This window comes from Rhodococcus sp. 2G, from assembly GCF_001886355.1.
Taxonomy (GTDB): Bacteria; Actinomycetota; Actinomycetes; order Mycobacteriales; family Mycobacteriaceae; genus Rhodococcus; species Rhodococcus pyridinivorans.
In genome coordinates this window covers 2,015,129-2,040,672 of sequence record NZ_CP018063.1, presented here as the reverse complement: position 1 = coordinate 2,040,672, position 25,544 = coordinate 2,015,129, and the positions used below count along the sequence as shown (strand labels likewise).

Genomic DNA, 25,544 nt, shown 5'->3' with positions numbered 1-25,544 from the left:
AGGAACCAAGTGAATACACCCGCTCGCCGTGATGGCACACCGGACCGTAGAAGAAACAATCCTCGTAGCGCGAACACGCGCAACACCGGGGGATCCCGCTCGGGACGCGCGGAAGCACCGCGTTCCCGAGGACGCACCGAAGCTCCCCGCTCCGATCGCCGGGCCACTCCCGGCCAGTCGGCCGGGGGCCGCAATCCGGCACAGTCGGCCGGAGGTCGCAATCCGGCACAGTCGGCCGGAGGTCGCAAACCGTCACAGTCGGCCGGAGGTCGCAAACCGTCACAGCCGGCCGCCGGTCGGAAACCGCACCGCAAGGGCACCTCGACCGGTAAGCCCTCCAAGCCTGCCGCCAAGCGCGTCGCGCAGCGCGTCGTTCCGACCGTGAGCAATGCCCGTCCCGCGCGGCACCAGCATCGCGAGGCAGGCCCCGCCCAGCTGCCCGCCGGTGAAGGCGTGCGGCTGCAGAAGGTGCTCGCCCAGGCCGGCGTCGCCTCGCGCCGCGCCGCCGAGGAACTCATCGCCGCGGGTCGCGTCGAGGTCGACGGCAACATCGTCGTCGAGCAGGGCCTGCGCGTGGACCCGGAGAACGCCGTGATCCGGGTCGACGGCGTCCGCGTCGTCATCAACAAGGATCTCGTGCACCTCGTGCTGAACAAGCCCCGCGGCTGGCAGTCCACGATGTCCGATGATCTCGGCCGTCCGTGCGTCGGCGACATCGTCTCCGAACGCGTCGCCGCCGGGCAGCGCCTGTTCCACGTCGGTCGTCTCGACGCCGACACCGAGGGGCTGCTGCTGCTCACCAACGACGGCGAACTGGCCCATCGGCTGATGCACCCGTCCTTCGAGGTGCCCAAGACCTACCTGGCGACCGTCAAGGGTGTGCTCGCCCGTGGTGTCGGCAAGCAGCTCAAGGCAGGCATCGAACTCGAGGACGGACCCGCCTCCGTCGACGAGTTCTCGCTGCTCGAGGTCCACGAGGGCCAGTCGCTCGTGCGGCTCGTGCTGCACGAGGGACGCAAGCACATCGTGCGACGTCTGCTCGACGCGGTCGGGTTCCCCGTGATCCGGCTCGTGCGCACCAACATCGGTCCCGTGGCGCTCGGCGACCAGCGTCCCGGCACCCTCCGTGTCCTCGGCCGCAACGAGGTCGGGGGCCTGTACCAGGCGGTGAAGCTGTGACCGGCGCACCGGCCGACGCGTTGGTCGTCGCGATGGACGGGCCGTCCGGCACGGGCAAGTCCACCGTCTCCAAGCGTCTCGCGCAGCATCTCGGTGCCGCCTATCTCGACACCGGCGCGATGTACCGCATCGCGACGCTGCACGCCCTGCGCCGCGTCACCGATCTGACCGATCCGGCCGCGATCGCCGCGGTCACCGCCGGCCTGCCGTGGTCGATCGGCACCGACCCCGCCGTCGAGGACATCCGCCTCGACGGGGACGACGTGCGCGAGGTCATCCGCGGCGCCGAGGTCACGGCCGCGGTCTCCGCGGTCTCCGCCGTGCCCGAGGTGCGCACCCTGCTCGTCGAGGCCCAGCAGCGGCTCGGCCGCGCCGAGCACCGCGTCGTGATCGAAGGACGCGACATCGGCACCGTCGTCTTCCCCGACGCGGACGTGAAGGTCTTCCTTACCGCTTCGGCGGAGGCCCGCGCGCACCGGCGCAACAACCAGAACATCGCCGAGGGTCGCGGCGACGACTACGAGGCGGTCCTCGCCGCGGTGCAGCGCCGCGACCACCTCGACTCCACCCGCGCGGTGTCCCCGCTGCGTGCGGCGGACGACGCGGTCGTCGTGGACACCAGCGACATGAACATCGACGAGGTGATCGCCGCGCTGCTCGCGGTGGTCACCGAGCAGACTGGAGCGAAGCTGTGAGCGACGACCTGAGTACCGACTACACCGGGTTCGACGGCGACGGCACGTGGTCGGAAGAAGGCGACTGGGACATCGAATTCGCCGAGGGCGGCGACCTCGAGGAGTTCGTCCCGGTCCCGACCGTCGCCGTGGTCGGCCGACCGAACGTCGGCAAATCCACCCTGGTCAACCGCATCATCGGCCGACGGGAAGCCGTCGTCGAGGACGTCCCGGGCGTCACCCGCGACCGCGTCTCGTACGAGGCGTCGTGGAACGGCCGCCGGTTCATGGTGCAGGACACCGGCGGATGGGAACCCGACGCGAAGGGCATGCAGCAGTCCGTGGCCCGCCAGGCGGAGGTCGCGATGCGCACCGCCGACGCGATCCTCGTCGTCGTCGATGCCACCGTGGGCGCCACCAGCGTGGACGAGGCCGTCGCGAAGGTGCTGCGTCGGTCGAAGACTCCGGTGCTGCTCGTGGCGAACAAGGTAGACGACGACCGTGTCGAATCCGAAGCCGCGACACTGTGGTCCCTCGGACTCGGCCAGCCCTATTCGGTATCGGCCACCCACGGTCGCGGCACCGGTGATCTGCTCGACGAGCTGCTCGCCAAGCTGCCGGCCACGCCCCGCGAGGGTACCGGTGGGGAAGGGCCTCGCCGCGTCGCGCTGGTGGGCAAGCCGAACGTCGGCAAGTCGAGCCTGCTCAACAAGCTCGCCGGCGACGAACGGTCGGTGGTGCACGACATCGCCGGCACCACCGTCGACCCGGTGGACTCGATCGTCGAGCTCGGCGGCAAGCCGTGGCGCTTCGTCGACACCGCCGGTCTGCGCAAGCGCGTCAACAGTGCGTCCGGCGCCGAGTTCTACGCCTCCCTGCGCACGCGGGGTGCGATCGACGCGGCCGAGGTGGCGGTGCTGCTCATCGACGCCTCGCAGCCCATCACCGAGCAGGATCAGCGGGTCATCACGATGGTCGTCGAGTCCGGGCGCGCCCTGGTGATCGCGTTCAACAAGTGGGATCTCGTCGACGAGGATCGCCGCTACGAACTCGGCCGCGAGATCGACCGCGACCTGTTGCGGGTTCCGTGGGCATCGCGGGTGAACATCTCCGCCAAGACCGGTCGCGCCGTGCAGAAGCTCGTCCCGGCCATGGAGACGGCCCTCGAGTCGTGGGACAAGCGCATCTCGACCGGACGCCTGAACTCGTGGCTCAAGGAGGTCGTGGCCGCGACTCCGCCGCCGATGCGTGGCGGTCGCCTGCCCCGGGTGTTGTTCGCCACCCAGGCGGCCACGCGGCCGCCGACCTTCGTGCTGTTCACCACGGGCTTCCTCGAGGCCGGCTACCGCCGCTTCCTCGAGCGTCGCCTGCGGGAGGAGTTCAACTTCGACGGCAGTCCCGTGCGGATCTCGGTGCGCGTGCGGGAGAAGCGCGACCGCCGCAAGTGAGCTCCCGACGTCCGGTCGTGAAAACGCGCTGACCAGCCGATTAGTGTTTCGGTCCGTTCCTGTTGTAATCTCTGAGAGCGCTCGGAGAGAGCGCGGACGGGCTGTGGCGCAGCTTGGTAGCGCACTTGACTGGGGGTCAAGTGGTCGCAGGTTCAAATCCTGTCAGCCCGACGTAAACGCCCAGGTGAGAGTAAGTTTCTCGCCTGGGCTTCGTCATGTCCCGGGGGCGTTTTTGCCTGGTCCCCCGGCCGGCCGAGCAGCCGCGTCGGTGCGGTGCGCGACGTTGGCTCGGCGGCTTCCTGTGGATAAGGGGACCAGAGCCGCAGCGAAGCGGTCGATCGGCGGTCACACCCTGCACCCCTGCCGGGCTCGCGGTGCCTTGGACTTCGCGGCACCGCGAGACGATCTAGTAGTGCCCCATAGAGTGGTGTAACTCGGTGGCCGAGATCGTCTGCGATTCCGTGTTGTGCACGGGTGTAGAGCGGCCACCGTGTGATCCTTCGAGTCAACCTTCTACCGAATCCTCGAACGGAGTCATCACGATGACCGCACCTCATATTGTCGACCCTGCAGGCCTGCTTGGCCAAGCCCTCGCCGACGCGTCGCCGGATCTGATGCGCGAGCTACTGCAGACCATGATCAACGCATTGCTCTCCGCCGATGCCGACGCCGTGTGCGGCGCCGAGTGGAACGCCCGCTCGGAACAGCGCACCAACCACCGCAACGGCTACCGCCACCGGCCCCTGGATACCCGGGTCGGCACCGTCGACGTCGCCGTCCCGAAGCTGCGCTCGGGCAGCTACTTCCCCGAGTGGCTGCTCGAGCGCCGCAAGCGAGCCGAGTCCGCGCTGATCACCGTCGTAGCCGACTGCTATCTGGCCGGGGTGTCTACCCGCCGGATGGACAAGCTGGTCAAGACCCTGGGTATCGACTCGCTGTCCAAGTCGCAGGTCTCACGCATGGCCCAGGACCTGGACGAGCAGGTCGCCGCGTTCCGGCACCGCCGCCTGGACGAGGCCGGGCCGTTCACCTTCGTCACCGCCGATGCGTTGACGATCAAGGTCCGCGAGAACAAGCAGGTCGTCAAGGCTTCCGTGCTGCTGGCCACCGGCGTCAACGGCGACGGCCACCGCGAGGTGCTGGGCATACAGGTCGCCACCAGTGAGACCACGGCCTCGTGGAACACCTTCTTCGCCGACCTGGTTGCCCGCGGCCTGGGCGGGGTGCGGCTGGTGACCTCCGATGCCCACGCCGGGCTCATCGAGGCGATCGCGGCGAACCTGCCCGGCGCCGCGTGGCAACGCTGCCGCACCCACTACTCGGCGAACCTCATGGCCGTGTGCCCCAAGTCCATGTGGCCGGCCGTGAAGGCGATGCTGCACAGCGTCTACGACCAGCCCACCGCGGAGGCGGTCAACGCGCAATTCGACCGGCTGCTGGAGTACGCCGAGCACCGGCTGCCCGAGGTCGCCGACCACCTCGGCGACGCCCGCGAAGACCTGCTCGCCTTCACCGCATTTCCCGACGACGTGTGGCGACAGATCTGGTCCAACAACCCCATATCGGTTAACCGGCCCTCCCACGACACGATCACGGTTGCAGCGTGAGGTCCTGAGCCGACGACCGGTTGAGGCGCATGCTGGCGGTGTCGGCTCCGATCGAAAGGCGGCGGACAATGACCGTTCGGGTGCGCATCAGCAGCAACGGGCATGTGATCGACGGCCAATGGGAAGGATGCGCAGCAGCAAACGCGTTCCTGACGCATCTGGCCGGACGCGGATTCAGTTCGGCAACGGTGCGGGCATATGCGTTCGACGTGCTCAATCTGGCCCGATTCCTGCTCGATCGCGACCTCACGGTGGCTGCGGTGACGCCGGTGACGGTGTTCGAGTGGGTCGACTGGCAGAACGTGCACCGCAAACCCCGCCCAGGCATGGCGACACGAGGTGATCGGGGCACTGCGGCATCGACGATCAACCGACGAGTCGCGGCGATACGCGCATTGTTCGAATACCTGGTGATGACCGGGATACGCACCGAAAATCCGGTGCCCTCACCGCGGCGCGGACAGGGACTGCGACCACCAGCGCGAGGACTGCTCGGACACCTCGGGCCGGGCCGACCCCGAGCCGGAGGCAGGCTGGTACGCCAACCGCGGCTACTGCCCGAGTCCCTCGACGCCGACGCGATCGAGCAGTTTGCGGCGTCGCTGCGCACCCATCGGGATCGAGCGATGTTGTGGGCGATGCTGTTCGGCGGGCTGCGCAACGCCGAGGTGCGATCCCTGCGGTTGGCAGACGTCGATTTCGGCCAGCGACGACTCCGGGTGCTCGGCAAAGGCTGCAAGGAACGGGTGGTGCCGGTCGATGCGGTGTTCTTCACCGAACTGTCGGCCTATCTGCGCCTCGAACGGCCACCGGGGTTGGCGACCGAGGAGTGTTTCGTGGTGCTGCGCGGCCCCACCGCGGGGGCGCCGGTGACCGAGGCGGGACTGCGGTCGCTGTTCCGGCGGCACCGGGACCTCTCCGGTGCGACGAGGGTGCGTCCGCACCGATTGCGCCACACCTACGGCACCGAACTCGCTGCCGCCGGAATCGATCTGATGGTGCTGCGAGAATTGATGGGGCATGTGTCTCCGGACACCACTGCCGAATATGTGCATTTGTCGGTCGAGCAGCTCGCCGCCGAATACGGCGCGGCCCGCGCCAGTCTCGCCGGAACACGACAATGAGCACCGCGGTGGTTGCGACGGTCGTCCTGCCGGCCGGACCGGGTGCGGTGCTCACCGACTACCTCGAGCACGTCGCCAGCCTCGGGCTCAGCGACAGGTCGGTGCGCGCTCGCACCCTCATCGCGACCACCTTCCTCACCACGCATCCGGACTTGCGGGACTGGATGACCCGACCCGCTGCCGACCGGCTGGCCGAACTACGCCGCACCGGGGCCTGGCCACTGCTGTGTCACCTCATCGGACGCGGCAACCTGCGGCTCGACCTCGAACTCGCGGCCGTCAAGAACCTCACCGGACTCGGCCGGGCCGTCGAGGACCGCGACCCGGACGGGTTCGCCGCGGTCCGGGCCGCCGGCCTGGTTTTGGGGTGGACACCGCAATGGGTCGAGACCGTCCTCGGCGAGTGCCTGGCGGTGCTGCTCGCCTGGCACGGCGGTTCCGTCAGCGGTGTGAGCGCCGAGACCGTCGGCGAGTTCGACGCCGCATTGGCTGCCACACAGTCAATCCCGGATACATCGAAACGCGCCTACCGCAACCGTATCGCGGGACTGCGACAAATGCTGTTTCAGGCCCGCATCGTCGACACCCCACCACGGCGCCGACCGTGGGCCCGCACCTACGCCCAACGCTTCGCCGACGCCCCGATGGCCGATCCGATCCGCGAGGCCCTGTTGCGTTACGTCACCGTCCGGGCATCGGTGCTCCGCCCGAAATCGGCCGAATCGCTGATCAACGACCTGCTGCCGTTCGCGGACTACCTCACCACCAACCATCCCGAGGTCACCTCCCTCGAGGATCTCGACCGCAGTCACATCGAGGGCTTCCTCGTCTGGAATCGCACCCGCACCTGGCGTGGGCAACGCGCCGCTGCCGGGGCCGGGCGCATCATCTCCAAGGCCGTGATCCAATCGACGGTACTGAGCGTGCGCAACCTGCTCGAGGACATCACCGAATGGGGCTGGGAGCAGGCCCCACCGCGCCGTCTGGTCTTCGCCGCCGACGTCCCGAAACTCGACCAACCGCTTCCGCGGGCATTGCCGCCCGACATCGATGCTGCGGTGATGAATGCGGTTTCCCAGCTGGATGATTCGTTCGCTCGTATCGGGTTGACGGTGCTGCGCGGAGCCGGTCTGCGGGTCGGGGAGCTACTGGATCTCGAGCTCGGCAGCGTCATCGATTACGGCCCGGCCGGGACCTGGCTCAAGGTTCCGTTGGGCAAGCTCGCCACCGAACGCATGGTCCCGCTCTCGGCGACCACTATCGCCGCGTTGGACGAGTGGACCGGCGGGCGTGGTATCTGTCGGCCATTGCCGCATCCCCGCACCGGAGAGTTGACCGATTTCCTGTTCGTCGCACACGGCCGCCGTCTCAGCCAGACCCGGCTGCGCAACGGTCTGCTCGCTGCCGTCGAGGCTTGCGGACTGCGTGGGGCCGGGGGTGCGCCGTTGGTGGTGACCCCGCATCAGCCGCGGCATACTTGGGCCACCGAACTCGCCAACGCCGGGATGAGCCTGCAGGCGTTGATGGCGTTGCTCGGGCATGTCACTCCGCAGATGACTTTGCGTTACGCCACTTTGGCTTCACCGACGTTGCGGGATGCCTATGACCAGGCGATGGGCAAGATGCGGCGGCGGTTCACGCTCACTCCGGTCGGCAAACCGATCGTCCCCGACGCGGTGAGTTGGCTCGGCAGTGAGATGCTCAAAACGCGTGTTGCCCACGGTTACTGTTCCCGTCACGAGAGCGCGGGTGCGTGTCCCTATGCCAACATCTGCGAGACCTGCGACAACTTCGTCACCGGACCTGAGTTCCGCGGCGCGCTCGAGGCGCAACGCACCGACATCCAGGCTCTCGAGGTCGATGCTCGTGACCGTGGATGGCCCGATGAAGCTGCCCGGCATCATCGTGTCGCTGAGGCGTTGACCGACCACTTGCAGCGTCTCGATCGCTGATTCGATGTGAGATCAGGGTTGATCTCATCCCTGAGGGCCGGATAACCGAGCGGCTCAACCGCGAGATCCGCCGCCGCACCGACGTCGTGGGCATCTTCCCCAACCGGGATGCCATCGTCCGCCTCATCGGCGCCGTCCTGGCCGAGCAGACCGACGAATGGGCCGAAGGCCGCCGATACCTCGGCCTAGAAGTGCTCAGCCGCTGCCGGCTCACCCTGACCACCAACACCGACACCAGCCAGGCGACGGAGGTGAGCACCGATGAACTGATGCAACTACCCGCCTGACCACCAACGAAGGATCAAAAACGAGTTACACCACTACCAGGGGCTTGACCGACGATCTGCTGAGAAGGGCGTTGGCCTGCCGGTAGTCGATTTTCACCTGGGCGAGGGCGGCCTGGAGCCTGAGCGAGTTGGCCCAGGCGTACTCGGGTCCCCGGACACCCCGGCGCTGGCGCACTCCAGCAACAGGCGGACGTTCGCTTCCCGCAGCCCCTCCAAGAAGGCGCCGATATCGAAGCCATAGACCCCGATCGTCATGATCGTGAGCATCGTATGCTCCCCATCTTCCTGCTGCTCGCGCCGGCGAGACCGGCACGAGCAGCAGGAGTGGCAAGGCTGCGTTACGCGACAGCGGTTCCTTCGAGTTCGATCATCTGACCGGGGATCGCCAGCCGCGTCACCCCGAGCATCGTGGTTGTGGGCGCGACGCCCGCGGCGCCGAGCCGCCCGGCGAGCACGCCGTAGTGCGGGAACAGCGCGTCCACGTCGGTGGTGTACACGTTGAGCCTGACGAGGTCTGCTAGGGACATGCCGGCCTCGGCGAGCACGGCTTCGAGGTTGTCCACGGCCAGCGCGAGCTGGGCCGCGATGTCCCCGTCGTGCTCGGGCCGGCCGTCCTTGCTCATCGCGGTCTGCCCCGAGATGTAGAGGGTCCGGGCGTGCCCTGCGACGACTTCGCCCTGGTTGAATCCCATCTCCTGCGACCATGTCACCGGGTTGACCGCTGTTCGTTCCATTGCCACTCCAATCGTTGCGACTGCGAGCGCCCGGCGGCCGGGTGGCCGCCGTCCTCAACGCCCGCAAACTCAGCCTCCCAACAAAACGCGACATCTTGTGTCATGATTTTTGATAGGGATGAAACTATGCGAGCCGATCGGTTGGTCTCACTGGTGCTGCTGCTGCGCCAGCGGGGTCGGATGACCGCGGACGAACTCGCCGGCGAGCTGGAGGTCTCCGCCCGCACGGTGCTGCGCGACATCGAGGCGCTGTCCACTGCCGGCGTCCCGGTCTACGCCGATCGCGGGCGACACGGCGGGTTTTCCCTGCTTCCCGGCTTCCGCACGGAGCTGACCGGACTGAACCATGACGAAGCCCTCGCGCTGCTGACCGCCGGGTCGGGCCGCGGCGAGAAGGTCTTCGGCCTCGGCACCGCGCTCGCTTCCGCGATGCGCAAGGTGGTCGATGCGCTGCCCGAAGGCCACCGCACCAGCCTGGACGATGCGGCCCGGCGGTTCCTGGTCGAGCCCGACACCGACCTGCTCTCACGACGGCTGGTCACCGAGGACGTGGCGAGTGACGTGATGGGCGTAGTCCGCCACGCCGTGCTCACCGGGCACAAGCTTCGCTTCCAGTACACCGCACCGGACACGGCACCCCGCTGGCACGCCGTCGATCCGATCGGTCTGGTCACCGTTCGCGACCGCACCTACCTGCTGGCCACCAAGTCGGGAGAGGATCGGACGTACCGGCTCTCACGCATGGTGACCGCCGAGGAGCTTCCGGAACTGGCCGAGCGTCCCGCGCAGGTTGACCTCGACCGAATCTGGGCCGAGCGCAGCGCCCAGTTCTTGTCGAAGAACCACATCCCTGTGCTGGTCAGGGTCGAACCCACGCGACGTGAGGAGTTGCTGAACACCGCGCGAGCTGTCCGCGCCGAGGAACCGGAGGAAGACGGCTGGGTGCGTCTCGACGTGACCTTCGAGGACCTGCGGCACGCTGTCTGGGCGATCTGGCAGCTCGACACCGCCGCCGAAGTCCTCGCACCCGAGTCGCTGCGTGCGGCCCTCCGCGACCGGGCGGCAACCCTCAATGCCAGATACGAGAGCTTTGCCCGGTCACCTGCGGAGCCTTCGCGCGGCTCAACGCCCGACAGCCACTAGGAGTGACGCCCACGCTACGGCGAAACTGACGGGCAGCGAAGTTCGGATCGCCCCACCCCACCCGCTCAGCGATCGTCGTGATCGGCGCAGCCGTGGTGCGCAGACATGCTGCCATTCGCTCCGTCCGGAGCATCGTCGGGTACGCGATCGGAGATTGCCCGAAGGGCGACGACGCCGAGGCAACAGTGTCCGACGGCGACGTCTCGTCGTGGGCGGTCCCGCGACGTGCGGTCGGGCGCGTGCTGGCCGATCTGGTCGACCGACCCGAGTACGCCCGCGCCACAGTGGCGGTCTCCTGACACGGATCGCGCCGAACGCTCCCGGAGCGGGGTGCGCACCGTCCACGATGAGAAATGCGTCGGCAGACGGTCATTCTTCGTGCGGCACCATCCGTGCCCTGCGGCACCCGCGAAAGGACCACGATGACCACACGATTCAATCCCTATCTCGCATTCCGCGATTCCGCGCGCGAGGCCATGGAGTTCTACAGGTCGGTGTTCGGCGGCGAACTGACGGTGAGCAGATTCGCGGACATGAACGCCTCGCAGGATCCGAGCGAGGACGACAAGGTGATGCACTCGATGCTCACCACCGACCGCGGCTTCGTGCTCATGGCCTCGGACACCCCGAACGGCATGGACTACACGCCCGGCACGAACTTCTCGCTGTCGCTCAGCGGGGACGACGAGAGCGTGCTCCGGGGTTGGTGGGACGCGCTGAGCGAGAGCGGTCGCGTCGACATGCCGCTCGAGCGTGCCCCCTGGGGCGATCTGTTCGGCATGTGCACCGATCGCTTCGGCGTGTCGTGGATGGTCAGCATCGGCGACCAGCAGGGCTGAACCCGCGCCGCTCGGCGCCCGTCAGCCGAGGCGGGCGTCGAGCTCGCGCACCAGTTTCGGTGGCGCGGTCTGCCGATAGGACATGTCGAGCAGTTCGGCGACCTCGTCCCAGTCCACCTCCGGACGGGCGAGGTCGTACCCGACCCACCCGGACGGCCCGAAATACATCGGCACATAGGTGTGGGGTTCCTCGAGCAGCGCGCGGCGCTCCTCCTCGTCGGGCTTGACGATGAGGGAGCGGGGAAACGGTGCGCGGGTGCCCTTCTCGCCGCCTCCGTAGACCGCGAAGGCCGTCCGGGTGGAGAAGAACGGACGGCCGTGCGAGATCTTCTCGGAGGCGCCGGGCAGGGCCAGCGCGAGCCAGCGCACACGAGCTAGCAGGGGATCCGCCTCGTCGAACATCACCGGATGCGGCATGAGCGGAGCGTACCGAGCGACTACGACAACGGTCGCGAGATCAACTCTTCCGACTCGTCAGCGCATGGATACCGGCGTGCAACAGCGGCTCGACGCCGCGGCCGAGTTCCTCGAACCCGTCGCCGACCGTCTTGCCCTGACGGAACCGGAAGTAGATGCCCTCGAGGATCACCGCGAGCTTGTAGTAGGCCAGGGCGAGGTGGAACGCCATGTCCGACAGGTCGCGTCCACCGGCGGCCTCGTACCGGGCAAGCAGTTCGTCGTCGCCGAGGAAGCCCGGAGCGCGGGACACCGTCGACACGGGGAACTCCGTGCTCTCCCGCGCCAGCCGCTGGTACACCAGCAGCAACGCCACATCGGTGAGGGGATCGCCGAGCGTGGCCATCTCCCAGTCCAGCACCGCGACCACCTTGTCGTCGTCGTCGACGAGAACGTTGTCGAGCCGGTAGTCGCCGTGCACGATGCCCACCTCGCCGTCGCCCGGCAGATTGTCGACGAGCAGCCGGTGCAGCTCGTCGGCGCCGTCGAGGTCCCGGCTGTGCGAGTTCTCGAGCTGGGTGGTCCAGCGCCGCACCTGCCGCTCGAGGAAGCCCTGGGGGCGGCCGAAGTCCTCGAGACCCACGGTCGCCGGGTCCACCGCGTGCAGGGCGGCCAGGGTGTCGACCATCCGCTCGGAGATCACGCGCGTGCGCTCGGCGCCGAGCGGTTCGAGTTCCTCCGCGGTGCGATAGGGCGTCCCGACGACCAGATCCATGAGATAGAAGGGCGCGCCGAGCACCGAATCGTCCTCGCACAGCAGATGCGAGCGGGGGACCGGTACCGCGGTGCCGGCGAGCGCGGAGATGACGCGGTACTCGCGAGCCATGTCGTGTGCGGTCGCGAGGACGTGTCCGAGTGGGGGACGGCGCAACACCAGCCGCCGATCGCCGTCGGTCACCTCGTAGGTGAGATTCGAGCGTCCGCCGCTGATCAGGCGCGCGCGGAGGGGACCGGAGAACAGGTCGGGGGCGGAGGTCTGCAGATAGGCATCGAGCGCATCGAGGTCGAGGCCGGCGGGCACGTCGTTCATCGAGCTCCTTTCCGTCGGCTCCCACTATGACCGCGGGTGGGGATCCGTGTTCGGAGAACTCCCACCCCACGCAGATAATCCGGACTGCACGGAAACCATAAATATCCAGAACTCCCCCCCTCGAGGCCGGTGTCACCGACACCGGCCAGGGCATGCGCCCAGCCGCCGGGGCAGTTGTGACGAACTACTGTCGACCCATGCCCGCTGCTCACCCTCTCGACAGAGACAACGTCCGCGACGCGCTGGACGCGTTCGATTCGCGCCGACTGCCGCTCGACGGCCGCCGGCACGCAGCCGTCGTCGTGGCGGTGCTCGACGACGGGAACGGTAACCCCGTCATGCCCCTCACACGGCGACCGACCCGTCTGCGGGCACATCCCGGCCAGTTCGCGTTGCCGGGCGGACGTCTGGACGAGGGGGAGCAGCCCGAGGAGGCCGCCCTGCGCGAGCTGCACGAGGAACTCGGAATCGACCTCGGCCCCGAGTCCGTCCTCGGCCGGCTCGACGACTACATCACCCGCTCCGGTTACGTCATGTCACCGTTCGTCGTGTGGTCGGACACCGCGGTGAGCGATCTGAAGCCCAGCCCCGACGAGGTCGACGTGCTCTTCGCCGTCACCACCGACGAACTCGACGTCGACCCGCGCTTCGTCACCATCCCCGAATCCGACAAGCCGGTGATCCAGTGGCCCTTCCGCGGTCACCTCGTGCACGCACCGACCGCCGCGGTGGTCTACCAATTCCGCGAAGTCGTGCTGCGCCGGCGGGCCACCCGCATCGACGGTCTCGAGCAGCCGGTCTTCGCCTGGCGCTGACACCCCGGAATCTCCGCTCGCGCGGCTGTGGAAGGCTGGACTCCGCGCCCGAACGGAACGCCGGCGGGGCATCACGAGAACGACCTCACGAGAACACGGAGCGGCCCCACCATGACCGATGCGACCGGAACCGCCGACGCGCGCGGATCGGACCGCATCCTCACCGTGCCGAACGTCCTCAGCTTCGTCCGGCTGCTGGGTGTGCCCGTCTTCCTCTATCTCATCCTCGTCGCCCACGCCGACGTCTGGGCGCTGATCCTGCTGGCCGCGAGTAGCATCACCGACTGGGCCGACGGCAAACTCGCCAGGCTGCTCGACCAGACCTCCCGCCTCGGAGCCCTTCTCGATCCCGCCGTCGACCGCCTCTATATCGTGGCCACCCTCGTCGCCCTCGTGGCGCGCGACATCGTGCCCTGGTGGATCGCGGTGATCCTCGTCGGCCGCGAACTCGTCCTGGCGCCGACCCTGGCCGTCTACCGGCGCCGGGAACTGTCCCCGCCGGACGTGCTCTACCTCGGCAAGGGCGCCACCTTCCTGCTCATGTGCGCGCTGCCGCTGATGCTCGGGGCCGTCGCCGTGCCCGCCTCGGAGCCGATCACCGGACCGCTCGGCTGGGCCGCCCTGATCTGGGGGACCGTACTGTACGTGTGGACCGGCCTGCTGTACCTCGGGCAGGCCGTCGTGACGGCACGGACCGTGCCGGCCGGGCGGTGATCCGATGAGCCGCGCGTGGGAACGCATCCGGCGCAATCCGGTGCCCTCGCTCCTGAAGTCGCTCCTCGAGGATCATCTCGACCCCGGCTACGCTGCGTCCGCCGCGGACCGGGCTGCGGGGCGCTCGAGCACCTCTCCGAGCGCGTCGCGCGCGTGGCTCGGCGCCGGAGTTCTCCTCGCCGGCCTCGTGATCGGCATCGCGTACGCGCACAACGCCGACGTGCAGGCCGGCACCGACAGCACCCGCGCCGAGATCCTCGACTCCCTCCGGGCAGGGGATGAACGCATCACCGCGCTCACTGCACAGCGGGACGAACTCGGTGCCGCGGTCGACGAACGACGCACCGCCCTGTTCTCCGACGGAGGCGACGGCGCGACCATCCTCGACCGACTCCGCGACGCCGAGGCCGCAGCCGCGGCAACACCGGTGCGCGGTCCGGGGATCACGGTCACCCTCACCGAACCCACCGCGCGACCGAACCTGTCGGATGCGGCGCGAATCGAGGACCGACCCACCGCGCTCGTCCTCGACCGCGACCTGCAGTCGGTCGTCAACGCGCTGTGGGCGGCCGGTGCGGAGGCCGTAGAGGTCGGGGGCGTGCGGGTGGGTCCCGGGGTGACCATTCGGCAGGCCGGGGGAGCGATGCTCGTCGACAACCGGCCCGTATTCTCCCCGTACACGATCTCGGCGGTGGGATCTCCCTCCCGACTGCAGACGACCTTCGTCGTCAGCGACGCCTACCTGCGCATCGCGGGGATACAGCAGCTCTACGGGGTGGGATTCACCCTCTCAGAGGAGGACGATCTCGAGTTTCCGGCCGCCACGGTCCGGAAACTCGGCAGCAGTGGAGAAACGGGGTACAGGTGAAGCGTCTCGAACACGGTCACGCGCTCTACGCGGTGCTCGCACTGGCGATCGGGATCGGCGCCGGAATCGTGTTCAGCCCACAGGTACCCGATGTCGTGCAGCCCTACCTGCCCATCGCGGTGGTCGCCGCGCTCGACACGGTCTTCGGCGGTCTGCGCGCCTATCTCGACGACATCTTCGACGCGAAGGTGTTCGTGGTGTCGTTCGTCTTCAACGTCCTCGTCGCCGCCCTGATCGTGTGGCTCGGCGACCAGCTCGGCGTGGGCACCCAGTTGTCGACCGCGGTCATCGTCGTCCTCGGCATCCGCATCTTTGGAAACGCTGCAGCCCTACGTCGTCGCCTGTTCGGGGCCTGACCGTGACCGAACCGCAACACCCCGGCCCCGCACCCGACACCGGCGCAACGCCCGAAACCGGCACTGCGCGCGCCACCCGATCGCAACGCGTCTTCCTCGTCCTCGCGGCGATTCTCGTCGTCCTGCTCGGCGCCGGCATCGCCACCCAGGTGCGTACGACCGATACCGGCGACGACCTCGACTCGGCGCGCCCTGCGGACCTGCTCGTGCTGCTCGACAACCTCAATCGCCGCGAAGCCGCTCTCCGCCAGGAGATCACCGAACTCGAGCGCACCCTCTCGAGTCTCGAACAGGAAGGCTCGGAAGCGGCGCTCGAGGAAGCCCGCACGCGCCTGTACACGCTGTCGGCGCAACTCGGCACCGAACCCGCCACCGGGCCCGGAGTGGTTCTCACCGTCGACGATCCGCGCGAGGGTGTCGGATCGGAGGTGCTGCTCGACATGATCCAGGAGCTGCGCGCGGCGGGTGCCGACACGATGCAGATCGCCGGGGCGAACGGTGAGACCGTGCGCATCGGGGTCGATTCGTGGGTCACCGGACCGGGCGGCGACATCGTCGTCGACGACCGCCGACTCGATGCTCCGTACACCGTCACCGCCATCGGCGACGGACCGACTCTCGCCGCCGCGCTGAACATTCCCGGCGGAGTGGTCGACACGGTCGCCCGTGCGGGCGGATCATTGTCCGTAGAACAGTCTCCGCAGGTGGAGGTGTCCGCCTTGCGGGAGATCGAGCCACGCCAATACTCTCAGCCCGGTAACTGAATCCGACGTTCCGGTCGAACGTCGTCTCCGAAAGGACCAGTCTTGACCGATTTCGCGACACCCGAGGATCTGCGGTACACCCCCGAGCACGAGTGGGTGCGCAGGACGGGCGCGACGACCGTGCGCATCGGGATCACCGACTACGCACAGTCCCAACTCGGCGACGTGGTCTTCGTGCAGCTGCCCGAGGCGGGCGCCGAGATCGCCGCCGGCGAGTCCTTCGGAGAGGTCGAGTCCACCAAGAGCGTGTCGGACGTGTTCGCGCCGCTGACCGCGAAGGTGACCGCCGTCAACATGGAACTCGACGCGAATCCCGAACTGGTGAACAGCAGCCCGTACGAGGACGGCTGGCTCGTCGACGTGGAGATGGGCAGCGAGAACGACCTCGACGAGGCGCTCGCGGAGACGCTCGACGCGGAAGGTTACCGCGGGATCACGGAAGGCTGACGGACCCGACAGGTAACGTGACCGCGACTGTCTGCGTCAGTACCCCCGAGCGGGGTACGGTCGGATATGGCGTGTGCCGTGTCGGACCTGAACGGGGCGAACGAATCAGCGACCGTCCGGGATCACCCGGGTGGTCGAACGGATAAGGAGAAACGGTGAGCGAGAACGGCAACGCGGGTTACGAGGAGACTCCTGCAGAGACCACTTCGGTATTTCGCGCCGACTTCCTGAACGAAGTGGAGGGCGCGGGTTCGGCCACCACCGAAGCGCCCGTCTCGGGTGTCGAGGGCCTGCCCGCCGGATCGGCGCTGCTGGTCGTCAAGCGGGGGCCCAATGCAGGATCGCGCTTCCTGCTCGACCAGCCCACCACCTCGGCGGGTCGGCATCCCGACAGCGACATCTTCCTCGACGACGTGACCGTCAGCCGTCGGCACGCCGAGTTCCGCCAGGACGAGGGCGAATTCCAGGTCGTCGACGTGGGAAGTCTCAACGGCACCTACGTCAACCGCGAGCCGGTCGACTCCGCCGTTCTCGCGAACGGCGACGAGGTGCAGATCGGCAAGTTCCGGCTGGTGTTCCTGACCGGTCCGCGAGGTAATCAGGGCGCAGGTAGCTGATGACCGCGGCCCGCCAGCCGGCGCCGGCCGGAATGTCGATCGGGTCGGTGCTCGACCGCCTGCGTCCGGAATTTCCGGACGTGACGATCTCGAAGATCCGGTTCCTCGAGGCCGAGGGACTGATCAGCCCGGAACGCACACCCTCGGGCTACCGCCGCTTCTCGATCGCCGATTGCGAGCGTCTGCGGTACGTGCTCACCGCGCAGCGCGATCAGTACCTTCCGCTCAAGGTGATCAAGGAGCAGCTCGAGGCGATCGACCGCGGCGCCGCCACGGTGGGATCGGTCGAGACCCGGATCACCCGGCCGCGTCCGCTGGCGGTGGCCCGCGGCGAGGTCTCGCCGGAGGATCTGCGCACCGATCGCGAGATCCGGGTGAGCCGCGAGGATCTGTGCACCCGTGCCGGGATCGACGCGGCCTTCCTCACCGAGCTGGTGGGGGCGGGCCTGCTCAAGCCGGGCCCGGCCGGTTTCTTCGACGAGGACGCGGTGCTGCTCGCCCGCACGGCGAAAGCGATGGCGGAGTTCGGCCTCGAGGTTCGGCACCTGCGGGCGTTCAAGCTTGCCGCCGACCGCGAGGCCGCGCTCGTCGCGCAGATCGCCGGCCCGATCGCGAAGGGCCGCGACGCCGGGGCACGGCAGCGCGCCGAGGAGATGGTGCGCGAACTGGCCGCACTGTCGTTGACATTGCACACCTGCCTGGTGAAAGCGGCGGTGCAAGGAGCCCTCGACCGTTAGGCGACGAATTCGTCGTCGAGTGCGACCACGGCCCCCCGTCAGGTGGTGACCTACGGCACCTGACGGATGCGCTGGAGGACACTAGAATTCCAGGCAGTACCTGTCGGGTGGTCCCACCACCGACGAGCAGCAGGACGGAGGCATCGCGATGAGCGAGATGCGGATAGTAGGGATTCGTATCGAACAGCCGCAGAACCAGCCTGTCCTCCTGCTGCGGGAGGTCGACGGCGATCGGTATCTGCCGATCTGGATCGGGCAGAACGAAGCGACCGCCATCGCCCTCGAACAGCAGGGGGTCGAACCGGCACGGCCGCTGACCCACGACCTGATCAAGAACCTCCTCGAGGCGTTCGGTCGCAACCTCCGCGAGGTGCGCATCGTCGACCTGCGCGAAGGGACGTTCTACGCGGATCTGGTCTTCGACGGAGGGATGCGTGTTTCCTGCCGGCCCTCCGACGGGGTCGCGGTGGCCTTGCGCATCGGCGCGCCGGTCCACGTCGAGGAACCGGTGCTCACCGAGGCAGGACTGGTCATGCCCGACGAACGGGAGGACGAGGTCGAGAAGTTCAAGGAGTTCCTCGACTCCGTCTCGCCCGACGATTTCAAGGCGACGGACGGCTGAGCGCCGTCCGTCGCACGGCGACGAGCGTTGGCGCGCGCGTCGGCCGTGACGGTAGTAATGTCGAACGTTGCCTTCCGGTCGGCGTGTCGCAGCCCGACGCCCAACACCGGAGCGTACGCTGAGTTGATCCGCCAGGGATGACTCGGTGAGCCTGGGAGGGCTCGATGATCGGATGTGGTCGGGGGATCCACCAATCGATCGTTGCGAGGCAGAACTGGGCGCGCGAGAGGGAGTCAGTAGTGCGAGATCGGACGAAGGGACAGCCACTCGGCGTCGATTCCGGCGATCGCTCGAATCCGGCGCCGCGGACGAACGAGACCGACGAGATCCAACCGGGCCTGTTTCCGGACAACTCGGCGCCCGACGAGCTCGTCGGCTACCGCGTGCCCATCGCCTGCCAGATCGCAGGAATCAGCTACCGCCAGCTCGACTACTGGGCCCGCACGAATCTGGTCGTACCGTCCATCCGCGGGGCTGCCGGTTCCGGTAGCCAACGGCTGTACTCGTTCAAGGACATCCTCGTCCTCAAGATCGTCAAGCGCCTGCTCGACACCGGCGTCTCGCTGCAGAACATCCGCGTCGCCGTCGACCATCTCCGCAGCCGTGGGGTGGGCGACCTCGCGAAGATCACTCTTTTCTCCGACGGCACCACCGTCTACGAATGTACGTCGCCCGAAGAGGTCGTCGACCTGCTGCAGGGCGGGCAGGGCGTCTTCGGGATCGCGGTGAGCGGCGCGATGCGCGAGCTCACCGGCAGCATCGCCGATTTCCCCGCCGAACGCGCCGACGGCGGCGGCGTCGAGGAACGCCCCGAGGACGAACTGGCGTCGCGTCGCCGCGAACGCATCAACCGCCGCATCGGCTGACCACACCACTGATGTCGCATCGGCCGACCACATGACCGCTCCACTCCACCGCCGGCGGCACTTTCCGCACCTGCGGTATTTCGACCCCCGCGACGTGAACTAGACTCGAAGACGCGTCGCCATCACGCGGGAGAGACCCGGACACCGAGCCGGGCGCCGAAGGAGCAGCACCTCCCCGTCAATCTCTCAGGCAACCGGGACCGCGTGAGCTCCGACGTCTCTGGAAAGTGGCGGGAGCACCCGCCCGCCCACGGGGAAAGGCTCTGGCCGGCCGAATCTCTCAGGCGCTCGCTCCGCGAGCTCACGACAGAGGGGGAGGAACCACCTCGCGCGACCGCGCGCATGTGGACCTCGCCGACCAGCCCGGGAGCTGCGATGACAGATGCCGTCACCTCGAACTTCGCCGATCGCCACATCGGCCCCGACACCGCCGGCCTGAACCGGATCCTCGACGTCGTGGGAGTCGATTCCCTCGACGCCCTCGCCACCGCCGCGGTGCCGGCCGCCATCCTCGACGACCGTGCAGACAACGTGCCGACCGGCCTCGACGTCCTCGACGCGCCCCGCTCCGAGCACGACGTACTCGCCGAACTGAAGGCACTCGCGTCGCAGAACACCGTGGCGACGTCGATGATCGGCCACGGCTACTACGACACGCTCACGCCGCCCGTGCTGCTGCGCAACATCATCGAGAACCCCGCCTGGTACACGGCCTACACCCCCTACCAGCCGGAGATCAGCCAGGGACGCCTCGAGGCGCTGCTGAACTTCCAGACCATGGTCGCCGACCTGACCGGCATGGAGATCGCGAACTCGTCGATGCTCGACGAGGCCACCGCCGCTGCCGAGGCCATGACCCTGCTGCGCCGCGCGAACCGCAAGTCCAAGAGCCCGCGCCTGGTCGTCGACGTCGACCTGTTCGCGCAGACCGCCGCGGTGCTGGCGACCCGCGCCGAACCGCTCGGTATCGAGATCGTCACCGTCGACCTCGCTGCCGACGGACTTCCCGAGGGCGAGTTCTTCGGGGTGATCCTCCAGGTGCCCGGCGCTTCGGGCCGGATCATCGACGCCGCTCCGATCATCGCGGCGGCCCACAACCGCGGCGCGCTCGTCGCCATCGGCGCCGACCTGCTGGCCATGACCTTGATCACCCCGCCCGGGGAGCAGGGCGCCGACGCGTGCTTCGGCACCACCCAGCGGTTCGGTGTGCCGATGGGCTTCGGCGGGCCGCACGCCGGCTACCTCGCCGTCGGTAGCGCCCACACCCGCACCCTGCCCGGACGCCTCGTCGGTGTCTCGGTGGACGCGGACGGCAACCCGGCCTACCGCCTCGCGTTGCAGACCCGTGAGCAGCACATCCGCCGTGAGAAGGCCACCAGCAACATCTGCACCGCCCAGGTGCTCCTCGCCGTGCTCGCGGCCATGTACGCCTCGTACCACGGCGCCGAAGGCCTCACCGGCATCGCCCGCCGCGTCGCCGGGCACGCCCGCCGCCTCGCCGACGGTCTGCGCGCCGGTGGCGTCGAGGTTGTCCACGATGAGTTCTTCGACACCGTCCTCGTGCGCGTCCCGGGGCGTGTCGACGCCGTGCTCGCCGCCGCCCTCGAGGCCGGCATCAACCTGCACCGGGACGACGACGATCACGTGTCGATCTCGTGCGACGAGGCCACCACCGCGGCGCACGTCGACGCGGTCCTGCGCGCCTTCGGCGTCACCGCCGGGGACGCCGCCGAGGGAACGGCGCTGCCGCAGGCTCTTGCCCGCACCAGCGAGTTCCTGCAGCATGCGGCGTTCACCCGCTACCGCACCGAGACCGCGATGATGCGTTACCTGCGGCGCCTGTCCGACAAGGACCTCGCCCTCGACCGGACGATGATCCCGCTGGGCTCGTGCACGATGAAGCTCAACGCCGCCGCCGAGATGGAAGCCATCACCTGGCCCGAGTTCGCGGGTCTGCACCCCTTCGCTCCGGCGGATCAGACGGCGGGGATCCGCCGCCTCATCGCCGACCTCGAAGGCTGGCTCGCCGCGGTGACGGGATACGACGCCGTGAGCCTGCAACCCAACGCCGGCAGCCAGGGCGAGTACGCGGGTCTGCTCGCGATCCGCCACTACCACCTCGATCGCGGCGACACCGATCGGGACATCTGCCTGATCCCGTCGAGCGCGCACGGCACCAATGCCGCATCCGCCGTGATGGCGGGCATGCGTGTCGAGGTCGTCGCGTGCCGCCCGAACGGGGATGTCGATCTCGACGACCTGCGCGCCAAGATCGCCGACCACGGTGCGCGCCTGGCCGCGATCATGATCACCTATCCGTCCACGCACGGTGTGTACGAGCACGACATCGCCGACATCTGCGGTGCCGTGCACGACGCCGGCGGTCAGGTGTACATCGACGGTGCCAACCTCAACGCTCTCGTGGGTCTGGCGCGGCCGGGCAAGTTCGGGGGCGATGTGAGCCACCTGAACCTGCACAAGACGTTCTGCATCCCGCACGGTGGCGGCGGTCCGGGTGTCGGCCCGATCGGCGTCCGTTCGCATCTGGCCCCGTACCTGCCGGGCCATCCGGCGGAGCCGGGACTCGGGGGAGCGGGACCGGTCTCGGCGGCGCCCTACGGATCGGCGTCGATCCTGCCGATCACCTGGGCGTACATCAAGATGATGGGTGCCGAGGGGCTGCGTCGCGCGTCGCTGACGGCGATCGCGTCGGCCAACTACATCGCGCGTCGTCTCGACGAGTACTTCCCGGTGCTGTACACGGGGGAGACCGGCATGGTCGCCCACGAGTGCATCCTCGATCTGCGTCCGCTGACGAAGGCGACGGGGGTGACGGTCGACGACGTCGCGAAGCGTCTGGCCGACTACGGCTTCCACGCGCCGACGATGAGCTTCCCGGTGGCCGGCACCCTCATGGTCGAGCCCACCGAGAGCGAGGACATCGCCGAACTCGACGCGTTCATCGACGCGATGATCTCGATCCGCGGTGAGATCGACCGGGTCGGGGCAGGGGAGTGGCCGGTGGACGACAATCCGCTGCGCGGCGCTCCGCACACCGCGGAATGCCTGGTGGGCGAGTGGAACCACCCGTATTCGCGGGAGATCGCGGTGTTCCCGATGGGGAAGAGCCGAGCCAAGGTTTGGCCGGCGGTGCGGCGTATCGACGGCGCACACGGCGACCGGAACCTGGTGTGCGCGTGCCCGCCCCTGGAGGCGTACAGCGGCTGATGCCGGGGATGTCCGACGGACACGTCCGTCGGACATCGTCATCGATGGGATAACTCCGAACGATACGGAAATCATAGAAATCCAGAACTGTCCCCCGCCTACAACTAAACTCACCGAGCCACTAAGACAAGGCCGTCAGTTCGCGGCGGTCAGCTCGAGGACGGAGATCTCCGGTGGAGTGCCGACCCGCACAGGCGGTCCCCACGCGCCGGTGCCCTGGGACGTGTAGATCTGCGTGTCGCCGAAGCGGTCGAGTCCGGTGACGGTCGGGTTGGCCAGGGAGACGAACGGCCGCAGCGGCCACATCTGTCCGCCGTGGGTGTGCCCGGACAGTTGCAGGTCGACTCCGAGCTCGCGTGCCTCGTCGACGTGCCGCGGCTGGTGGGCGGCGAGGATCACCGGGGTACCGTCCGCGATGCCGGCGAGGGCGGCGGGCATGTCGGGGTGGTGCGGTTCGGGGGCGGTGTAGTCGTGGACGCCGGCGAGCGCGACGACGTCGCCGTCCCGCTCGAGGACGACATGGTCGTTCCGCAGGGTGCGTACACCGAGCGTCTCCCAGTGATTCAGCCACGATTCGGCGTCGTCGGAGTAGTACTCGTGGTTGCCGCTGACGCCGTACACCCCGAGCGGGGCCTGCAGTTGCCGGAGCGGTTCGAGATCGGAGCCGACGAGTTCGACGGTGCCGTCGGCGAGGTCGCCGCCGAGCACGATCAGGTCGGGTTGCTCCTCGGCGACGAGGTCGACGACACCTTGCACGAAGTCGGCTCCGCGGGAGGGTCCGACGTGCAGGTCGGTGACGAGCGCGATGCGGGCACCGTCGAAGCCGGCAGGTAGGTCCTGCAGGGCGACGGGCACAGTGACGATCTGCGGCCGGTCGGCCTCGATCGTGCCGTATCCGACGGCGGCGACCGCGGCCACGACGAGCACGGCGGTCGCGATACGCAGCCCCCGTCGCGGGGTCTCGACGGTGCCGTCCTCGGTGATCGGCCGGGGTTGCCCGCGTCGGGCGAGGCGGGCGACGAACAACGCGACTCCGATGAGCAGGAGCCCGAGCATCAGGTACAGCACCACCGCCAACCAACTCCAGCCGAGGAACCCGATGGGGCGGGCCCAGGCAGGATCGAGCACCGTGCCCACCCCGGAGGCGCCGAGCGTGAGCACGAACAGGACGACGAGGACGAGATCGGCGGCGAGTGCGGCAGGTCGCGGCAGGCCGGGTGCCCGGACGAGTCGTCGATGCAGCAGGTAGGTGAGGAGGGCAAGGAAGACCCCCACGACGAGAAGTCGGAGCACGTCAGGACGTCAGCTTTCGGAGGAGGTCGGTGAGATCGGCGGGGTCGGTGGTGTCGACGACGGTGAGGCTGCCGTCGGTGGCTTCGGCGGCCTGCTCGAGGACGGGGTCGGCGCGGTCGCCGAGGACGACGACGTCGATCCGCACGGGGGTGTCGGGGGACGAGAGTTCATCGATCGCGGCGCGCAGGTCGCGGGCGGCTGCTTCGTCGGGGTCGTCGCTGTCGACGACGACGAGTACGGAGTTCGGTCGGCCCGGGTCGTAGTTGTCGACGGCGTCGCGGTAGGCGGCGGTGAGAGTGGCGTAGACGGGTTCGCGGTCGACGAGATCGATGTCGTCGAGGATCGAGGACATCGCCGCGCGCTTGGCTGCGGTGAGCCCGTCGCGGATGACGGCGACGCGGTGTCCCTCGGGGGTGTCGGCGAAGACGTACATGCCCATCACCGAGTTGATGGACGCGCGACGCATGGCCTCGCGTACGGCGCCTGCGGTCGCGGTGAGGTGGGTGCCGTCGCCGGCGGGGGTGCCCATGGAGGTGGAGGTGTCGACGACCATCGTGACCTTGCGCGGGGACACCGGGGCGAGACGCAGTGCGACGAGGACGTCGTCGACGGTGGGGTCGGCGGGGGCGAGGACGGTGTCGACGCGGGGCAGCGGAAGTTCCCCGGCGGGTTCGGGGACGGCGTCGGCGGTGCGGAAACCGTGGGCGGTGAGGATGCCGGCCTGCTCGGGGCGCCGCGCGTAGTCGGTGAACTCCGCGGCGGCGCGGGCGAGCGTCTCGTCGACCCAGGGGGCGTCGACGACGGCCGTGGGGAAGTCGACGACGGGCGCGACGCCGATCGGCAGGTGGCCGGTGAGGCCGCGGACCTGTCCATCTGTGAGGGCGCGGTGCAGTTGCTGTTCGATGACCGGCACGGCGTGGATCGGGGCCGCGGTGTCGGGGTGGGTGCCGAGCGCCGCGAGGGTGTCGGCGGTGGTACCGACCGCGCCGAGGGTGTCGGCGCCGAGGGCGAGGGTGCTCACGGCGGTGATGGCGGCGGGGGTGGCAACCTGTTCGAGGGTGACCGGTCCGGCGCCGATGCCGGTGGTGGCGGCGGTGACGGCTTCGAGGGCGAGGGTGGTGGCGTGGGTCTCGGTGCCGGTGGGCAGGGCGAGGCCGAGGGTGCCCCAGATGTCGAGTCCGCTCTCGCGCATGGCGGCGGGGTCGTTCTGGAGTCGGGGCAGGTCCTGCCAGCGGACGGTGGCGGTGGTGAGGGCGCGGCCGAGGTCGGTGGGGACGGCGAGCACGACCGGGGAGGTGGCGAGGGATCGGGGGGTGCCGTCGATGGCGTCGGCGGCGCGGGCGCTCATACGGGTGTCGAGGGGTACCCACAGGGCGGGTTCGGGGCCGAGCGTCGGATCCCAGGCGTCGGTGCCGAGGATGTCGGCGGCGGCGAGGCTGTCGACGGCGGTGATCTCGGCGGTGACGCAGTGGTCGCGGATGACGCGGACGCCGCCGTCGGTCCATTGTTCGGCGAGTTCGGTGAGGGCGGGGGCGATGAAAGGGTCGGCGGCGATGTGCAGGACGGTGTCGCCTTCGACGCAGGTTTCGGCGGCGGCGGTGGCCTGGTTGTCGATGTTGTCGCGGAGGCGGAACCAGCCGAGGACGGCGAGCAGGGAGAGTACTACGCCTAGGGTGACCACGATGACGCTGGTGCTGATTCCTCGTCGTCCGCTACCGCGATGTCGCCCGCTCACGTCGTGTCC

At 68.8% G+C, this 25,544-nt stretch carries 25 protein-coding genes, 1 tRNA gene, 2 pseudogenes and 1 riboswitch; of the genes and pseudogenes, 22 read left to right on the top strand and 6 right to left on the bottom strand.

Features of this window, described 5'->3' with window-relative positions; translation table 11 throughout:
* Positions 1-9 precede the first annotated feature (9 nt).
* The 8 genes and pseudogenes from BO226_RS09535 to BO226_RS09500 form a co-directional block, all read left to right on the top strand.
* Positions 10-1,179, top strand: coding sequence for a pseudouridine synthase (locus BO226_RS09535; protein ID WP_232238097.1), 1,170 nt, complete (start codon positions 10-12; stop codon positions 1,177-1,179).
* Between the two features lie 32 nt (positions 1,180-1,211).
* Positions 1,212-1,874: a (d)CMP kinase gene (gene cmk / locus BO226_RS09530; protein ID WP_071936399.1), complete on the top strand. Its 663-nt coding sequence runs from the start codon at positions 1,212-1,214 to the stop codon at positions 1,872-1,874.
* Positions 1,871-3,301, top strand: coding sequence for a ribosome biogenesis GTPase Der (gene der / locus BO226_RS09525; RefSeq protein ID WP_019289613.1), 1,431 nt, complete (start codon positions 1,871-1,873; stop codon positions 3,299-3,301). Before cmk ends, der begins: the two co-directional genes overlap by 4 nt.
* Positions 3,302-3,398: 97 nt before the next feature.
* Positions 3,399-3,472, top strand: a tRNA-Pro gene (locus BO226_RS09520).
* Positions 3,473-3,843: 371 nt separating this feature from the next.
* Positions 3,844-4,860, top strand: a pseudogene (locus BO226_RS09515) (IS256 family transposase); the annotation flags it as partial.
* 116 nt (positions 4,861-4,976) lie between these two features.
* Complete coding sequence (locus tag BO226_RS09510; protein ID WP_064257805.1) at positions 4,977-6,032, top strand: tyrosine-type recombinase/integrase; 1,056 nt, start codon at positions 4,977-4,979, stop codon at positions 6,030-6,032.
* Positions 6,029-7,984, top strand: coding sequence for a tyrosine-type recombinase/integrase (locus BO226_RS09505; RefSeq protein WP_071935093.1), 1,956 nt, complete (start codon positions 6,029-6,031; stop codon positions 7,982-7,984). Before BO226_RS09510 ends, BO226_RS09505 begins: the two co-directional genes overlap by 4 nt.
* 47 nt (positions 7,985-8,031) lie before the next feature.
* Positions 8,032-8,271 (top strand): annotated as a pseudogene (locus tag BO226_RS09500) (transposase); the annotation flags it as partial.
* A gap of 338 nt (positions 8,272-8,609) precedes the next feature.
* Here the strand turns inward: BO226_RS09500 and BO226_RS09495 are convergent.
* Positions 8,610-9,005 carry a RidA family protein gene (locus BO226_RS09495; protein WP_071935092.1) on the bottom strand — a complete coding sequence of 132 codons (396 nt, stop codon included), beginning with the start codon at positions 9,003-9,005 and terminating at the stop codon, positions 8,610-8,612.
* A 126-nt stretch (positions 9,006-9,131) separates the two neighbouring features.
* Between BO226_RS09495 and BO226_RS09490 the strand changes: the two genes are divergently transcribed.
* Positions 9,132-10,148, top strand: a complete 1,017-nt coding sequence (locus BO226_RS09490; RefSeq protein WP_071935091.1) for a helix-turn-helix transcriptional regulator — start codon at positions 9,132-9,134, stop codon at positions 10,146-10,148.
* Here the strand turns inward: BO226_RS09490 and BO226_RS28675 are convergent.
* Entirely contained in the window at positions 10,075-10,263 is a 189-nt protein-coding gene (locus BO226_RS28675) for a hypothetical protein (RefSeq protein WP_350247647.1), read from the bottom strand. The genes BO226_RS09490 and BO226_RS28675 overlap by 74 nt on opposite strands.
* Between BO226_RS28675 and BO226_RS27675 the strand changes: the two genes are divergently transcribed.
* Together BO226_RS27675 and BO226_RS09480 are read left to right on the top strand one after the other, a co-directional pair.
* Entirely contained in the window at positions 10,226-10,447 is a 222-nt protein-coding gene (locus BO226_RS27675; protein WP_019289610.1) for a hypothetical protein, read from the top strand. The genes BO226_RS28675 and BO226_RS27675 overlap by 38 nt on opposite strands.
* 123 nt (positions 10,448-10,570) lie before the next feature.
* A complete protein-coding gene (locus tag BO226_RS09480) occupies positions 10,571-10,987 on the top strand; it encodes a VOC family protein (RefSeq protein ID WP_006552737.1) in 417 nt (138 codons plus the stop codon).
* Between the two features lie 21 nt (positions 10,988-11,008).
* Here BO226_RS09480 and BO226_RS09475 read toward each other — a convergent pair whose 3' ends face one another.
* Positions 11,009-11,404, bottom strand: coding sequence for an MmcQ/YjbR family DNA-binding protein (locus BO226_RS09475; RefSeq protein WP_071935089.1), 396 nt, complete (start codon positions 11,402-11,404; stop codon positions 11,009-11,011).
* Between the two features lie 40 nt (positions 11,405-11,444).
* The gene (locus BO226_RS09470; RefSeq protein ID WP_071935088.1) at positions 11,445-12,473 is read right to left on the bottom strand and encodes a phosphotransferase family protein; all 1,029 of its coding nucleotides are present in this window, start codon (positions 12,471-12,473) and stop codon (positions 11,445-11,447) included.
* Positions 12,474-12,670: 197 nt separating this feature from the next.
* Between BO226_RS09470 and BO226_RS09465 the strand changes: the two genes are divergently transcribed.
* The 11 genes from BO226_RS09465 to gcvP all read left to right on the top strand — a co-directional run bounded on the left by BO226_RS09465 (position 12,671) and on the right by gcvP (position 22,507).
* Positions 12,671-13,288 carry an NUDIX hydrolase gene (locus BO226_RS09465; protein WP_019289607.1) on the top strand — a complete coding sequence of 206 codons (618 nt, stop codon included), beginning with the start codon at positions 12,671-12,673 and terminating at the stop codon, positions 13,286-13,288.
* A gap of 111 nt (positions 13,289-13,399) precedes the next feature.
* Complete coding sequence (locus tag BO226_RS09460) at positions 13,400-14,002, top strand: CDP-alcohol phosphatidyltransferase family protein (RefSeq protein ID WP_024101103.1); 603 nt, start codon at positions 13,400-13,402, stop codon at positions 14,000-14,002.
* A gap of 4 nt (positions 14,003-14,006) precedes the next feature.
* Positions 14,007-14,870: a DUF881 domain-containing protein gene (locus BO226_RS09455; protein ID WP_071935087.1), complete on the top strand. Its 864-nt coding sequence runs from the start codon at positions 14,007-14,009 to the stop codon at positions 14,868-14,870.
* A complete protein-coding gene (locus BO226_RS09450; RefSeq protein WP_006552743.1) occupies positions 14,867-15,226 on the top strand; it encodes a small basic family protein in 360 nt (119 codons plus the stop codon). The genes BO226_RS09455 and BO226_RS09450 overlap by 4 nt, the downstream gene beginning before the upstream one ends.
* Before the next feature lie 2 nt (positions 15,227-15,228).
* The gene (locus BO226_RS09445) at positions 15,229-15,990 is read left to right on the top strand and encodes a DUF881 domain-containing protein (protein ID WP_071935086.1); all 762 of its coding nucleotides are present in this window, start codon (positions 15,229-15,231) and stop codon (positions 15,988-15,990) included.
* Between the two features lie 42 nt (positions 15,991-16,032).
* On the top strand, positions 16,033-16,437 hold the full coding sequence (gene gcvH, locus BO226_RS09440) for a glycine cleavage system protein GcvH (protein ID WP_006552745.1): 405 nt from the start codon (positions 16,033-16,035) through the stop codon (positions 16,435-16,437).
* Between the two features lie 155 nt (positions 16,438-16,592).
* Positions 16,593-17,054 carry a glycogen accumulation regulator GarA gene (garA, locus tag BO226_RS09435; RefSeq protein ID WP_006552746.1) on the top strand — a complete coding sequence of 154 codons (462 nt, stop codon included), beginning with the start codon at positions 16,593-16,595 and terminating at the stop codon, positions 17,052-17,054.
* Complete coding sequence (ftsR, locus tag BO226_RS09430; RefSeq protein WP_006552747.1) at positions 17,054-17,791, top strand: transcriptional regulator FtsR; 738 nt, start codon at positions 17,054-17,056, stop codon at positions 17,789-17,791. The genes garA and ftsR overlap by 1 nt, the downstream gene beginning before the upstream one ends.
* A gap of 148 nt (positions 17,792-17,939) precedes the next feature.
* Positions 17,940-18,413, top strand: a complete 474-nt coding sequence (locus BO226_RS09425) for a bifunctional nuclease family protein (protein ID WP_006552748.1) — start codon at positions 17,940-17,942, stop codon at positions 18,411-18,413.
* Positions 18,414-18,652: 239 nt separating this feature from the next.
* On the top strand, positions 18,653-19,279 hold the full coding sequence (locus BO226_RS09420) for a MerR family transcriptional regulator (RefSeq protein WP_006552749.1): 627 nt from the start codon (positions 18,653-18,655) through the stop codon (positions 19,277-19,279).
* A gap of 117 nt (positions 19,280-19,396) precedes the next feature.
* Positions 19,397-19,492, top strand: a riboswitch (glycine riboswitch).
* Between the two features lie 162 nt (positions 19,493-19,654).
* Positions 19,655-22,507 carry an aminomethyl-transferring glycine dehydrogenase gene (gene gcvP, locus BO226_RS09415; protein ID WP_071935085.1) on the top strand — a complete coding sequence of 951 codons (2,853 nt, stop codon included), beginning with the start codon at positions 19,655-19,657 and terminating at the stop codon, positions 22,505-22,507.
* Positions 22,508-22,642: 135 nt separating this feature from the next.
* Here the strand turns inward: gcvP and BO226_RS09410 are convergent, their stop codons facing one another.
* Both BO226_RS09410 and BO226_RS09405 read right to left on the bottom strand, forming a co-directional pair.
* Positions 22,643-23,800, bottom strand: coding sequence for a metallophosphoesterase (locus tag BO226_RS09410; protein WP_024101098.1), 1,158 nt, complete (start codon positions 23,798-23,800; stop codon positions 22,643-22,645).
* A gap of 1 nt (position 23,801) precedes the next feature.
* Positions 23,802-25,535, bottom strand: a complete 1,734-nt coding sequence (locus tag BO226_RS09405; RefSeq protein WP_198040626.1) for a substrate-binding domain-containing protein — start codon at positions 25,533-25,535, stop codon at positions 23,802-23,804.
* Positions 25,536-25,544 lie beyond the last annotated feature (9 nt).